Raw genomic sequence first — 14,934 nt, forward strand, 5'->3', positions numbered from 1 at the left:
AAAATCATAATTTATTAATCATTAATATGCTATATATTGATTAATAAAAGATGAGGTTATTCATCATGAAATGGAATTGGCAGCTTGAGAATTGGCCTAATTTTACTTGGGACTCCGATAAATTAATTGTGTTTGAACAGTCTTTTACTGAGGGTGCGGGTATTATTATTGGTTCCTCCCAACATATTTCTCAAGAGGGTAAGCAAAATTTATTTATCGATTTAATGTGTACTGATGCTTTGGATAGCTCTGAAATTGAGGGCGAGCATTTAAACAGAGATAGCGTTCAATCCTCCATAAAAAAAGAGTTAGGCTTGTCTACAGAAATTCCTAGAGCGAGCTTGGCAGAACGTGGGATCGCTAAAATGATGGTTAATTTATACCAAACGATTTCTAGTCCACTAACACATCAGGTTTTATTTGAATGGCATCAATTTTTAATGGGTAATAGCCATCATTTGGAACATATTGCTTACTATCGTAAGCATGAAGAGGCGATGCGAATTGTTTCTGGGCCTGATTATGATCGAAAAATCCATTTTGAAGCGCCTCCTTCGCACTGTGTTCCGGACGAAATGGAGCAATTTATTAATTGGTTTGAACGGAGCTCTCTCACCGGTTCTGCTCCTTTACCCACATTAACCCGAGCAGGAATAGCTCATTTATGGTTTGAGAGTATCCATCCTTTTGAAGATGGAAATGGAAGAATAGGGCGAGCTATAGCAGAAAAAGCCTTATCGCAAGGATTTTCAAAACCAGTAATGACGGTATTGGCAAAAATATTATTAAAAAAGAGAAAGGAATATTATCAGCAGTTAGGTTTGGCAAGTAAAACCTTAGACCTAACTTCTTGGTTGATCTGGTTTGCCAACATCGCTCTGGAAGCGCAAGAAAGCACTTATTTGTATATTGATTTTATTATTAAGAAGGCTGTTATTTTAAGGGAAGCGGAAGGGAAAATTAATCCAAGGCAAGAAAAGGTTTTATTGAGATTATTTCATGCGGGGCCAGATGGATTCGTAGGTGGTTTAAGTGCTAAAAATTATATGAGTATAACAGGCGCACCGATCGCTACAACAACCAGGGATCTAAACGACTTGGTTAAAAAGGATATTCTCAAACGAACTGGCGAACTTAAAGCGACTCGTTATTTTTTAAATCTCGATAAGACTTAAATCGAATGATTTGAGATTTGGTACGCAGAGCGTAGCAAATAAGTCTCTGGCAGTGAGTTCCAAAATGGAACTTACATAAGCCCTGGTGCTATTGCTTCTATAGATTATTTTAAGGATATTTTCATCAATTTGTTTACGAAATAAATCTAACACGTGTACTAAAAAAAAACATTGCTTTTAATCTTGCTTTTCTAGACAAAACTAGATTGATGATAGAATAATAAATAAAAAATCTACCCTGGAATGTTATCGATATACCCTACATTAGTCATAAAACAAGTCAATTTGTAAAAGAAATGAAAATATCGAGTGAGTCCGCTTTTATTTTTCTTTTTTGATGTACACTTTTCAAGTAAATGAAGTTGAATGGTATTATTTTATGACTAAGACACTTGAAGAATTAAAAAAAATCATTAATGAACAAGAAGCGGCTTTAATGATTAAAGCGCAACAGCAACAATTAAGCCTTGTGGAGCGACAAGCATTTGAACGGCTGCGCACAAGGCTATCCGATGAAGAGGGAGTGGATCAACTTCCTTCAGTAGAAACATTACAAAAAATGTATAAACCTACTCCATCATTTAAACCCAAATCAGTAGGTGAGAATGTACTTGCTGATATAATTGCAGATTTTGAAAAACAATTTGGTAAGGAAAATGTTAGGGGTGATTGTATGTACTTTCCAGACAAAGCAACAGCAAATGTTTTTTTCCAACAACAGGCAAGTAAAGGTCGTGCATTCTTAGAGCAAGAGGTCAATAAAGACAATTATGCTTTTTCTGATGGTAAAGGTCATTATTTAATGGGAAGTAAGGCAGAAATTAACTCTTACTGCGAGAAAAATTCCCTAAAATCGCCATTTGGTCAAGAAAAATCCCTTGAACACGATTATTCACCTGTAATAGCCCCTCAATAATGAAAAAATAAGCTCGGGAATGTTTATTAAAACTATAGGTCTATTACCATTCGGGTCTTAAAGATTTTAAGAGATCAAACCAAGCATCGGGGAAAATAAAAAAGAAAAATAGTTCGAGTCAAGACTGTTTTTTTATTTTTTATTTGTATAACATAGCGATGTCTAAATTCTTTTTTCTTATCCTTGTCTGTGGATATCTATTTTACCAAATAATGAATCATTAATCAGCAACATATAAGAACCCTTACTATGTCTGATTTATATCATTTTTAAATCTCCGCATTTTCATTTAAGTTATTCACATTTTCTGTGGATAAGTCTGTTTATAGTCTGTCAAACCCCGTGTACAATTTAGAAGTTAATCAGATGACTCATCCTTTACCAATGTGTCTTTCTTATCAATATACAAGAAAAATGAACTGGTACTACACTTTAAGTAAATAGTTGAGAACATGATGTGTGGCCGATTTGCTTATATAGCTTCTTATGACAAGTTAAAATACCAATTTCATCTCTCCAATTCGATTGAAATTACCCCTCGATTTAATATTGCTCCAGGGTCTGAGGTAGTGTGTCTAGTGGAAACCAAAGCTTATGAAATTCAAAGTGTGTTATTGCGCTGGGGACTTATTCCTTCTTGGACTAAAGACCGAAAAAAAATAGGAAGCCTTTTCAATGCACGTGCTGAAACCCTTTTTGAAAAACCTGCATTTCGTCAGCCGATGAAATCCAAACGTTGTTTAATGCCCATGAGTGGTTTTTATGAATGGCACCAGGAGGGTGGAGCAAAACAACCTTATTTTTTTCAAAAAAAGAATCATGATTTGCTGGCCGTAGCTGCTCTTTGGGATACCTGGCAAGACAATGATGAGGTGATTCATTCATGTTGTCTTATTACAACTGATGCCAATCCACTTATGCAACCAGTGCATCATCGGATGCCTGTTATTTTGGATGAAGAAGCTCAATCTATTTGGCTTAATAACACTCAATGTGATAAAGCGCAATTAACGGCGTTAATGAAACCTTATCCTTATGAAGATTTGGAAGGGTATAGTGTCACTACCTTAATGAATAGGGCTGATTTTGACTATCCATTGGCGATGGAGCCATTATCTAAGTAAAAAATTTTAAAAGAAATGGTCTTAATATTCTCGAAGACTTAGTATTGATTTCGTTCCGTGTCGCTTTGAGATGGGATTTACAGTTTCTTTTCTTGCGTCTATGATAATTGTACGCAATTCAAAAAAAGAGTCATTATGTCACCACGAGGCGGAAAAAGAACAGGGGCAGGGCGTCCGAAGGGTTAGCCTCATTTTAAAATTAAAGATTTGTGCAAACGGTAGGTATTGGACCTACTAAAACAATAGCGAGGCGGCCAATTATCTTTGTGAGAAAGTCTATAAGGTCCCTGTATATAATATCACACCAAATCGTGAACAATGGGTGCAGCAAATTTCTATGGGGATGTATGGGGTGTAGGGCATTAAAGCCCTTCATTCATTGCTGGTTTTTAGGGTAATTTATAAGTAAAAAATTGATCCTGCCCTTAAATAATCTATAAAAATCAGATGCCTTTGCTGCACAATTCAGCCGCCGAAGGTAAAGAAGCGTAAGACGATGCCAATTCATTTAACCTTTTACAGTTAATTTGATCACATTTTATTACGGGTAACTTATTATCCTGACGTTGGCTTTGAACCACATTCATCGCATTCGTTGCTTGTAGTCTTTCAGTGATTATACATGCCTCCATCAGAGTCGGGACTTCAAGCACAGCGACCAAACCGTTATTTTGATTCAATTTCCAATTTTTTTGGTCGCTTAACTGTTCCAGATTGGCGAGTAACTGCTGTTTCTCTACCTCATTAAGGGGGGAGGCCAAAGAGAATCTTGTATGTTGTCGCGTTTGGTCAAATTTTTTTTCTTCTCCGAGTAATAGATTATCTACTGATCCTTGGCAGGGACTTAAATCCGATTCTTTTTCACCAAGATAGTCTAGTTCAACATCGCGTTTCAGACTTGCTTTTTCTTGAGTGTTTTTCTGTTGTTGGTTTTCTTCCGCTAAGCTAGTCAGCATCGCTCTGCACACCCGAATTGCTGCATAGTAAAAGTAAAAATAAGGCTTTTGCATGGCGTAGGTATCCGCAGCAATCTCTTCATAGGCGTTATCCAGTTTTTTTATCAATTCGGGTAGAGTACCCTTAAGGTCAGCTAAATAGGGGCCTTGATATTGCTGTGGCACAACAATCTCCCATTCATCACCGTTCTGTGCCCATTCAATGCCTAACTCTCTTGCCAAAACATCTATAGGCACTCTATTGATTAAGTCCGTGAAGGCAAGCAGACTTTTTTCATTCAGCGAATCATAATCTTCTTCATAGGCTTTTTTTAGATGGATTCCAAATTTTTGGCGGTTTACTTCATAATAGGTATTGACTTTTTTACCCTGATGCTCCACCAAGCGACGTTGCATTTCTTGCTGGTAATTTTCATTTTTCTTATTGAAGGTATTTTTATCTTCCTCTAATGCTTCTTTAATACGTTGTTCTGGACGGGACGCAGATTGGATAATTTTGGGCAATCCAGTATAAGCAGGAATTTTGGCCCAAGGGATAACCCGGAATCCTTCGCTTTCTATTTTATGGTGTTCATGTATTTTTTTTAAATCACCAAACAAATCCCTGTTTTTTAGTGCTGCAGCAGACAGTCTTTCGGAAATATATAAAACGAAATTATCACACCCGGAAATCGTAAATTGCATTTGTATATCTGTGGTGTAGAGTGTGGCTCCAGGTAAATGTTTATGGATTATTGCCCCCACAGCTGCATTATTTTCCCTGGTACTGGATTCATCATGTCCCAATGTATCTACCCAAAAGACGTTTACTTTTCCATGCTCATCATAATTCAACTGCCCATTAGCCACATGATTGCTTGTTGAATCTCGCGGACTCATTATAAACTGGGTTTGAAACGGTTGTTTCGTCGCTTCAAAACGCATTTTTGCAAATTTAAGAAATGATTCAAGTTGTTCTTTGCCATAAAGTACGGTGCAATCGTGGTCAGATTGCTTTGCAGCTCTGCGTTCTTTTTTCAAAGTCACCAGTAACCCTAGAGTTTCCCAGGTAGGGCTGTAATCAGCAGCTCTGGTCCAGGGAGCAAAAGGCAGAGAAGCTCTGAAGAGCGCAGCTGCTTTTTCTAGTTCCTCAGGTGAACTTTCTTTCCATAGGTGTTGAAAATGCTTCTTGATTGTTGGCATTACTTTTGACTCAATATTATAGCCAATAACAACGTCAAAAAAAGTCTGACCATCGCAGCCGCGCCTAGTTGGGTCAGCTCCATTTTCAATTAAAAGAAGCATCAACTCATTGAGGATCTTGATGTTCTTTTCATCAGCATACTTTAACTGTAAGGCTAAATGATTGAGTAATGGAAATAACTCGGCAACTTGCAGATTACCTATAATGCAATTGGGATCAGCTCCTCGTTTGAGCAGCAAACGAACCATATCCATATCCACAGTTTTTGTGCGGCCAACAAGACAAGCTAAAGATAAGGCTGTTTGAAAGTGATAGCTATCATGAGAAGTATGATTGACATCAATGCCTTGAACATCCAGGGCTAATTTTGCTAACTTTAAAGTGGCTTCATTATTCAATTTGACAATAAGTTGTAAAATGGCCTCTCCAGCACCATTGGTTGTATTAATAATCTTTTTACTATCAGGATGTTTCAATAGCATTTCTGCTAACTTATCCTGTTTAAACAATAAAGAAAAATGTAGTGCCGTTGATTTGTGGCCTTGTTTATCCAGACTTTGTTTGCGGTAGGTATACAGCTCTGGTTGCGCATTAAGAATTTTTTCAACTTCTTCTAAATCACCGCATTTTGCAGCTTTGAATAAGTCTTCCCCTTCATAAGACCTGCTAATCTTTTTTACATCTTTAGAATACACAGCTGTGATTCCTTATATTAACGTCAGTTATAGATAAGGAATTATCTCTGAAGAGTACAAATTTTCAAACAACAAAAATGAATAATTAAAGAAAAACTTACTGGTTTTAATATGAATCTTTTCGCTAAAAGAGGATTCTATTTATGAAATCAGTGAGTTGAAAGAATTGCAATTATCCTGAGTTTTGTAATCGGAACGTTTTTTACACAACAAAAATTTCTTTAAGAGGCATCCAGTTACATATTTTTTTTAAAAATAGGCATTTCCGTGTTTATAGTTATTGTGAGTTATTATGATTACATGATATTGGTACACAGAGTTACAACTATGTGTAACTGACGTCAAATTTTAGCTATAAGGAAGTAGAATTCATGTTAATGCTGTTGCAACAATTTATGACTCTCATTGATCCAGAACAACTTTATGAAAGGAAACATGATGAGTTAACCAATTTCACTATCCTTTTGTTCTGTAAAAATAAAACAGGTGCTTATATCGGATGTAATGATGCATTTGCTGCGCGTCTAGGTTTTGATAATACCCAAAAAATATTGGGACGCACTGATTTTGATTTGTGTTGGTCTGATTCTGCGCCAAGTTTTCGATTAAATGATTTACAGGTTATCAAAAATGAAAAACCCAGAATGACTATTGAAACGGGTAAATTGCTTAATGGTGAAATAGGTAAAGCTATGAGTTATAAGCTCCCTTTACGTTCTGTCTCAACCCATGAAGTAACGGGAGTTATCGGCATTGCCATCGAGTTTAATCAAGAAGACTGTTCCGTGGACTTATTGAGTCATTCAATTCATACTTCTCAGCTAACAAAACGGCAAAAAGAATGTCTTTTTTATTTATGCAAAGGAATGTCAATTAAACAAATCGCTAAGGTGTTAATGCTTTCTCCTCGTACTGTTGAACATTATCTTGAAACTGTTCGAGAAAAACTAAACTGTCATTCACTTGCTCGATTAGTAGAAAAAGTCTTTGAATCCCAAGTTAAAATTAAATAGGGGGATAATCCCCCTGTTTGCTCTCTGTTTAGGTCGTGTATTTTTTCTCTAATACCAACAAAAAGAGAAAAATATATGTTAAGCAAAGTTGAGAAAAAATTAGTAAATTTCATCTTCATTCCCCGACTTCATTTATTCGAATTTGGTGACCTCGCTATCCCTGATATTTTTCACGATATGATGAGAGATTATTTAGGCTTTATCGCCAAGATGGGCATTTATAATCGTACTTATCCTATTATCGAGGAAGTCATAGAGAAACAAAATTGCTCAACCATTATTGATATGTGTACAGGAAGTGGGGTGCCTGCCTTGTTGCTAAGGGAGTACTTAATGAATAAAGGTTATCCTATACATTTAGTTCTAACGGATAAATTTCCTCATCAAACTAAAGCACAATTAGTGAATAATGAGTCAAGTGAGGTAAATTATTTAATAAAATCGGTCGATGCAACAGATCTTCCTCAAGACTTAAAAGGGTTAAGAACTTTATTTGCATCCTTGCACCATTTCAAGCCGAAGCAAGTACAGGCGATTTTGCAAAATGCTGTAGATAATAATCAACCGATCGCCGCTCTAGAGTTTACCGAACGAAATTGGCTGAGAGTATTTTTGATGTTTCCGGGTACCCTGCATCTATTACTAGCTACTCCCTTCATTAAACCCTTTTCTTTATCCAGATTTTTTTGGACCTATGTCATTCCTGTAGTGCCAATGATTTATTTTTGGGACGGATTGGTCTCCAATTTACGTACTTACTCTGAGAGAGACTTAAGGATGATAATTTCTAAATTAAAAAATAATAATTTTGATTGGGATATAAAAAAAATATCGAGTCCGTTAATGCCCATCAACATTACTTATCTAATCGGTCAACCGCAAACGCATCAGCCATCTAACTTATCTTCTGTTGATCACAAAAGAATGAGCACAAACCCTGATTCGGTTCAATTCGCCACGAAAACTCGTGATTCTGTATGTGTCGTACTAGGGATGCTCAGTGGTTTTTTTGCGTTTCTAATAAGTCGCGATCCCAAGATCACTTTAGCTGTCAGTTTACTGACGGCTATACTTTGTTGGGTAGCCCCAAATAACGTTGAAATGAAAATGCAGCAATATGGTCGATTTTTTCGACCCTGTTCTTCTCAACGTAAAGGAGTTGCTGTCAATGAAATGCAAGAGTCCTTATTGGATGCGCCAACCTTAGCGACAATGAATCACTAATTGAATTGATGGGTGCAACCAGTCGCTGCTGTCTTTACAAACGGCAGCAAGAATAATGCCCCCTTATCAGGGGCTAATTTAGATGAGATGATTTGGATTTTAATGAAACTGAGCCTTAGATCATTTCCTGCACGAGCGTGTAGCCTGAGTGCATAATCGAGACAAAACCAAAAAACGCCATGAGGATAACACTTATTAAAATTAACAATGCTCCATCGACTGATTTATTTAATGTTTCCTTAAGAATTGAACATTATAATTGAGTCCAATTTATGAGCTATTCATGCGGATTACAATCAAATAGTTTAATTCCTGCATGAGCGGAGGACTGATACAACTTAGGCAATCTTAGATCAATAGGCTGGAATTATGTTGAGATAGATTTTTTAAGTTATCAGTGTGCTCAAAACAATCCAATAATAAAAACCAAAGATAAAAGCAGTATGTGTATTGCTTTAAGTTTTGATCAAACTTTTTCATCACCTTTCTTAAGCATAATCAAAAATACCTACAGCGAATTGAACCAGATTTCCAGGGCTCCCCGATTATCAGCAATTTTTTATCTCGAATCACTTAGCGGGCTACAGCATTTTGGCTGAGCTCATTATTAATTTTTGAATAGGTATCCCATGAAGGACAAATACGATCAGAATCAACAAGGGCAAATGGAGCTGATAAGAGCAGAACGCGCGCGCCAATTTACGGAGCAAAAAGTAAAGGAAGAGGCAAAAGGATTGTTAGAGCATTTAAACTCGCTTAATGAACTCTTCCATCGCTATATATTTCCAAAAGACTCGCATGAAGATATTTATGCGACTAGGGAAGGTACTGACAAATATGTAACTGCGGTGCTCGAGTTACAACCAGTACTCAATGAGTTAATCAAAAAATGGGATGGTATTGAATCCGATCTAAGACTACTCAATCACGCCCTGCAAGAACGATTACTTGCCACCGGCAAATCCAGTGGTTTGGGCGATTCATTGGAACATGAGTTAGCGCAGTTTTTTAAATGTCTTCCTGTGCTGCAGGAGCATTTAAATGAGGTGACGTCACATATTAATGACCAAGATGAAGAGCGACGTTATCATGATCAGAGTATTATCGTCGAAGTGAGACTGCTTCAGGAGCACTTGCAACACATTCTGCTTCAGTTATCTGGAGAGCAATTGCATGATGTTGATGAACTGACGGATTCAGCCGTTGCGGCCACACCGAGTACTGCACTTGACGCAGCAGAAGGCGTTGAAGACATCAATCAGGATAATCCATTGTTTGCGCTTCCTGATGAAATGATGATGCATATTCTCAGTCACTTACCGCCACAGGATTTGCTTAACGCCCGACGGATGGCGAAATCCAAAACCGCGGTAGTTGATGCCACACTCGAAATGATAACCCGACCTCATTTTATCATTGATTACTTAAGCCATGCGGATGGAATTACAGGGCATCAGTTTACCGCCTTTTATCAGCGAACTCAGCGTTATCAAGAGCTAAAGCGCAAAGTCCTGGCAAATGAGGCACTCACTGCCGAGGAGGCTATTTGCTATACGCTTACTCGCGATTGCAATGTCTTACCCGCTCACTTAAAAGAGGCAATGCACAAACTTTCGTTAGATGAAGCCACCAGGAACCATTTGGAACTGATTACTACTGTATCAGAAGAAATCCGTGCAATTGATGCAAAATATGAAGTATTACATATTTATCAGTATATTAGTGATTCTAAGGATGATCTAACTAATTTATTGGCTCGCTTGAAACCGCATCATCCTCATCAATTTGTTAATGTGTTGGCTGGAGCCAATTTTAGTGGTTTTAAATTTTCAGGTCAGGATTTTTCTTATCTCAACCTAAGTGGCATACGATTTAAATATGCCGATCTTCGCGGAGTCAATTTTAGAGGGGCTTGTCTGACTGGGGCGGATCTGAATAAGGCTTTATTGAGCGGTGCAGATTTTACCAATACGGACCTACGCGGTGCGCAGTTAAGCAGAGCGAATTTTAATGGAGTTGATCTGTCTGCAATGAATTTAGAAGGGGTTGATTTTGAATGGGCCCATATTCGTGGCGCTCAATTATTGGCTTTGGGCGCCCTAAATAGCCCGGAAGAATTATATGCTGCATTAGCTCAATTTGCACAAAGCATTGCAAAACACTCTTCTGGAAGCAAGCGTAAATTACAAGAACAGATGTTAGTGGAAATTGCGCAGCAGCTTGAATCATCTACTGAACACAGCATCAAAGAAAAAATAGCCTTGTTAGATGTTGCTATAGCAGCGATTAAGCCAGACGAGCTGATTGTAGGTATATTTCCTTTCCAAAATGCTTGCCAGGAATTAAAAGAAAAAATGACCGCCACAGAACCTAGACAGGACATTCCAGAGCATCCATTGAAACAAGAGGCGAAGGAGATTCTCGAACGTATTTTTGCTCTTCTTAATGTAACTGATAAAGGCGCAGCAGGGGCATTTGCAAAGAATCAAACTCCAAGAGAAATTAATGAGGACGCCTATAGCGACGAGTACCGGTTGTTGGTGGGTTGTATAGATAAATACCCTGAATTGGACAATAGTCTCAAGATTGCCGAAGCACTAGGTATTAGTCCTGAAATGTCGTATATGCTTTATTTTACATGTCCATCTATAGGTTTTCTATCTTCTTATAAACCACCAATTTTAGCAGGTTATCACAGGGAAAAGCAGCAAACGAATCAAGGAAAGAAATATGCAAGTGAGGTGTTTGATGGTCATATTTTTGATATCGGAGCGTTGCAAAAAATAAAGTCGGACGAATTAGACCAATATTTATATGAAGAAGAAGATTTTGCCATCTTTGAACGCAATGGAAGAAGGAAAGTAAAATTGGGTGACTTGTTTATTACTTGTTTCCCACCTCTAGCAAAGGACTTCGTTTTTTCAACGGTTGAGGTCATTGATTTTGAGACCCATAAGCTTAAACCTGCGTTTTCTTTTGATGTAAGGCGTCATGGAGGCATCCCCTTTGGGGCGTTTATGCCATTTTGGTATAATGTGGGTTATACAGTGCCAAAATGGGACTTTAGGACCGATGATATGCAATATCTTCAAGAAGCGTATACATTTAAAAAGCAAGTAATAGAACGAATTTTTGTTTCTGAAAAAATTAATCGCCATCGTAAGAAAGAGCTATTTTTCCCGAAATTTGAACAAAATAATCCAGTTCAAGTAAAAACAACCGTATCAACTACCTCTGAACAAGGTAACGAGAAGGAAAAAGGCACTGAGAAAGAGGTTATAGGAAAGGAAAATCAACACCCCAAATCTACAAAACTTACTGCATCCAGAGGCCAGGGATTGTTTGCAGCAATTCAGAAGGAAAGAGTAGGGCAACCCGTTCACAATGAAACACCAAGCAACCCCGATCCAACGCGCTTCCCAAGCCGATTGAAGTCGATGTGGTAAGCGATGGAATTTACTTGACCTCATAAATCATCCACTCTGTCGCCAATCGTATTTGTAAGCTCCTGTGTACCGATATGGTTGGCAAATACAGAAGAGAATCACTTAGCGGGCTACAGCATTTTGGCTGAGCTCATTATTAATTATTGAATAGGTATCCCCTGAACGACAAAGACGATCTAAATCAACAAGGGCAAAAGGATTGTTAGTGCATTTAAACTCGCTTATTGAATTTTTCCATCGCTATGTATTTCCAAAAGACACGCATGAAGATATTTATGCGACAACAGAAAGTACCGACAAATACCTAACTGCGGTGCTCGAGTTACAACCAGTAGTCAATGAATTAATTAAAAAATACAACCTCCCAAGGCAACTGCGTAATTCTTTGACTCATTCTCCCAACTTTTATGAACCCCATAAAGAAGGCGCTTATAAGTGAAGCGAGTTTTCAATAAAAAACTCTGCGTCAATCAAGGTCAATAAGGGTTTAGAGGGTCTCAAACTTATGAGTTGTATGTCTATAATATAATAAGTATGTTTAAATCGAGGTCGTTATGAGGGCCAGAATTCTATTTGAATCTAAAAAACTAGATGAAATAGAGGCTTTTTCACCGGATGCGAGGCACGTTAGTGCATATGCTGTATTGTTAAGAGATTTAGTTCAACAACTCGAAAACTATTTTGTTAAAGATGAAAAAACTTTAAAGACATATACCCTGCAATTTTTTGAGCCTCAGTCAAAAATATTTAATATAGATAAAAAGTCTTTAAGTCTCATCCTTGAACATTTGGCGGGGGTGATGGATCAACAAATAGTATCGTTTATTGAATATGACTTAAAACAATATCGTGAACAGGAATACGGAATCCCTGTAGATGCTGATTATAGAACTATAAACAAACTAATGAGAGAAATCGCATTAAATCGTCGGACGGAAAAAAAGCCAATGACTGAACGCGAGGAAGATGTATATTTTGATTCTTTTTTAAAAGAGGAACTTAAAAAATATTATGCTCAGCGCCATGATTTTGCTGAGTACTTTACTCATTATCCTCAAATGGAACAATCGCTTCGTCAAATTCAGCAAGATGCAATACGAAATATCGAGAAAATGCTTCAACGTATTGAACATGATTTCCCAGTGCTGGAAAAAGGATTTTTAAGTCATATGAAAGAGCCAAAACTGGTTGGTATTACGCCAAGCGGTAGCGATATGCATAAGCAAGGCCAACAAGTTTATTTTTTGACGTTTAGAGATAAGGACGAAAAAGAACTTAAAATTGTTTATAAACCAACTTCTGTCCAAGCAGATGCCATGCTCGTCGGTGATCTGAAAAAGTTAAAAGACTTAGATGCAAGCTATGAAGGACATGAGAGTTTGGCCGAAATATTTAATAGGCGAGCCCTGGAGCCTATTCCAACTTATTTAATACTGCCAAGAATTGACGATCCAGCTTCTGAATCTGTTACACAGCACTATGGTTACATTGAATTTTTACCTTCACAATCGCACCTGGACTATGATATGGCCACAAAAGTAGGGCGGACTAAGTTTAGCGAAGCATTATCTTTAGCTGCTCTGGATGAGAGTTCTTCTTGTATTTTGAGAACAGAAAAAGAGGCACAACAATTTTCATACATCATGGGAATGACTACTCTATTAATTCAATCAGTTTCTGGTTCTGATTTTCATCATGAAAATTTGATTATTTCTCGAAAAAAACCCACCATTATTGATGCAGAATGCATTTTTAATCCGCTTGTAACGCCAACATTTTCGGGATGTTCTTTTCTTTTTCAGCCACTACAAGGACCATTAACAGGAGCAATCTCACCATTTTCAATGAATTGTGAGACCTATTATTATCATAGTGATATCAATAATAAAATTGAAGGAGCAAGAGAGTTTACGGCAAAAAATCGTGCATATTATTATGATGCCGATACACAACAATTAACTTCCTTTGTCGTTGATCAAGAGTCTTTTATGGCTGGTTATCGTCACGGTTTAAATGTTATCACGGAAGATAAGGATTTTTTAAAATGGTTTGATCAAGAAAAAGTAAGGGAAATGTGTATTCGGATGCTTCCTTTTGCCACCCAAGATTTTGGACGACAAAATATTCAATATTGTAGCCAAAACTTTTCTTATGACTTATTTAAAGAATATGCTGACAAGAAGTTAAAAGAAGGTTTACAGACATATCAAGATGATTTAAGTCAGTATGATAAGATTCAATCACAAAAAGAAGATAAAGGGGATAAGGAAGAAAAATGTGAAGATAAGATATCAAGATATTTGCCCGTAATGCCTTTACCTAAGGCTGTTATTTACTCTGACGAGAATAATCATGACCAAGAGTTATTAAAAGAAGCGGCATCTGCTTCAATTCCTTATTATTGTATGCGAGCGGATGATCGGCAACTTTATGACTTTAAGGGAAAACCCATTTTTATTCCTTTAAATTTCTTTATGGCTAGAGAAGAAGTGTTTAATCAAGAATATGGTGACGGTATCGGGATAGATGCAAATGTTTTTTTTATCAAATCACCATTAGATTTTGCCCGAGAGAGAGCTGTCGCCATAGTCCATAATCAAGAACTAAGAGAATTAATGTGTGAAGATGCCCAAAATAATCTTGTCTTATTGCATGCTGGGTTAGAATATCATATCCAATTAGAAGCAGAATATGTTGTTTCGATGACAGTACAACCCCAAGTAATTGCGAATAATCCTTTTGCTGGAGGGTAATAAATCCTACTGTGAATTTTTAGCAGCGCATCATTATTTGAATTGCTAATAATAAAAGAATAATATGACTCGACTTCAACCCATTATGCTATGGCAAGCGATAAATCAAAGCGTTAATCTCTTGGTCAGTCGATTTTAACAAATCATCATCATTTATTCTCGCTTGGTTCATCTTCTTCGAAAATCTATTTTTGTCCCTTATTCTCACTAGGATGGAGTTTGATCCCTGTGTGGTTAATAAGCACTCAGTTGTCGTGAGCAACCTAAATTTATTCATCAAATTCATTGTCTGCGCATCGTTCTGCTTAAAGTAATTATTCTGATATCAATTCAAAGACTATTAAAGAATCTTGATTATGACTAACTGAGTGTTATTAATTTTGTCATTTGATTTTAGCCCTTTATTTGGATAATATGCTTTCAGTAAAGGCAACCGCTTATTTATTCTC

At 37.1% G+C, this 14,934-nt stretch carries 9 protein-coding genes and 1 pseudogene; 9 read left to right on the forward strand and 1 reads right to left on the reverse strand.

From position 1 onward, the window contains the following. Positions 1 to 65 precede the first annotated feature (65 nt). The 4 genes and pseudogenes from EL022_RS08440 to EL022_RS16340 form a co-directional block, all read left to right on the forward strand. Positions 66 to 1,175, forward strand: coding sequence for a Fic family protein (locus EL022_RS08440; protein WP_028382104.1), 1,110 nt, complete (start codon positions 66 to 68; stop codon positions 1,173 to 1,175). Between the two features lie 379 nt (positions 1,176 to 1,554). Then, positions 1,555 to 2,091 (forward strand): hypothetical protein, encoded by a 537-nt coding sequence (locus EL022_RS08445; protein WP_126325158.1) that lies wholly within the window; start codon positions 1,555 to 1,557, stop codon positions 2,089 to 2,091. A 455-nt stretch (positions 2,092 to 2,546) separates the two neighbouring features. After that, entirely contained in the window at positions 2,547 to 3,215 is a 669-nt protein-coding gene (locus tag EL022_RS08450) for an SOS response-associated peptidase (protein ID WP_028382101.1), read from the forward strand. A gap of 215 nt (positions 3,216 to 3,430) precedes the next feature. Further along, a pseudogene (locus tag EL022_RS16340) lies at positions 3,431 to 3,575 on the forward strand (Y-family DNA polymerase); the annotation flags it as partial. Positions 3,576 to 3,658: 83 nt separating this feature from the next. Here the strand turns inward: EL022_RS16340 and EL022_RS08460 are convergent. Then, positions 3,659 to 6,049, reverse strand: a complete 2,391-nt coding sequence (locus EL022_RS08460; protein ID WP_028382100.1) for an ankyrin repeat domain-containing protein — start codon at positions 6,047 to 6,049, stop codon at positions 3,659 to 3,661. A gap of 371 nt (positions 6,050 to 6,420) precedes the next feature. On the opposite strand from EL022_RS08460, the gene EL022_RS08465 reads away from it, so the two are divergent. From EL022_RS08465 to EL022_RS08485, 5 genes are all read left to right on the forward strand, one after another. Then, positions 6,421 to 7,062, forward strand: a complete 642-nt coding sequence (locus EL022_RS08465; protein WP_028382099.1) for a helix-turn-helix domain-containing protein — start codon at positions 6,421 to 6,423, stop codon at positions 7,060 to 7,062. A gap of 75 nt (positions 7,063 to 7,137) precedes the next feature. Beyond that, positions 7,138 to 8,286 (forward strand): hypothetical protein, encoded by a 1,149-nt coding sequence (locus EL022_RS08470; RefSeq protein WP_028382098.1) that lies wholly within the window; start codon positions 7,138 to 7,140, stop codon positions 8,284 to 8,286. A 629-nt stretch (positions 8,287 to 8,915) separates the two neighbouring features. Beyond that, a complete protein-coding gene (locus EL022_RS08475; RefSeq protein ID WP_051544502.1) occupies positions 8,916 to 11,732 on the forward strand; it encodes a pentapeptide repeat-containing protein in 2,817 nt (938 codons plus the stop codon). A 205-nt stretch (positions 11,733 to 11,937) separates the two neighbouring features. Beyond that, positions 11,938 to 12,171 carry a hypothetical protein gene (locus tag EL022_RS08480; protein ID WP_028382097.1) on the forward strand — a complete coding sequence of 78 codons (234 nt, stop codon included), beginning with the start codon at positions 11,938 to 11,940 and terminating at the stop codon, positions 12,169 to 12,171. Between the two features lie 205 nt (positions 12,172 to 12,376). After that, the gene (locus tag EL022_RS08485; RefSeq protein ID WP_162151248.1) at positions 12,377 to 14,485 is read left to right on the forward strand and encodes a DUF4135 domain-containing protein; all 2,109 of its coding nucleotides are present in this window, start codon (positions 12,377 to 12,379) and stop codon (positions 14,483 to 14,485) included. The last annotated feature ends 449 nt before the right edge of the window (positions 14,486 to 14,934 follow it).

It is taken from the genome of Legionella cherrii (genome assembly GCF_900635815.1).
GTDB classification, from domain to species: Bacteria; Pseudomonadota; Gammaproteobacteria; order Legionellales; family Legionellaceae; genus Legionella; species Legionella cherrii.

Excerpts from the sequence above, each read along its gene's own strand:
- EL022_RS08470 (WP_028382098.1), top strand. The coding sequence starts at position 7,138 with ATGTTAAGCAAAGTTGAGAAAAAATTAGTAAATTTCATCTTCATTCCC.
- EL022_RS08475 (WP_051544502.1), top strand. The coding sequence starts at position 8,916 with ATGAAGGACAAATACGATCAGAATCAACAAGGGCAAATGGAGCTGATA.
- EL022_RS08450 (WP_028382101.1), top strand. The coding sequence starts at position 2,547 with ATGTGTGGCCGATTTGCTTATATAGCTTCTTATGACAAGTTAAAATAC.
- EL022_RS08465 (WP_028382099.1), top strand. The coding sequence starts at position 6,421 with ATGTTAATGCTGTTGCAACAATTTATGACTCTCATTGATCCAGAACAA.
- EL022_RS08445 (WP_126325158.1), top strand. The coding sequence starts at position 1,555 with ATGACTAAGACACTTGAAGAATTAAAAAAAATCATTAATGAACAAGAA.
- EL022_RS08440 (WP_028382104.1), top strand. The coding sequence starts at position 66 with ATGAAATGGAATTGGCAGCTTGAGAATTGGCCTAATTTTACTTGGGAC.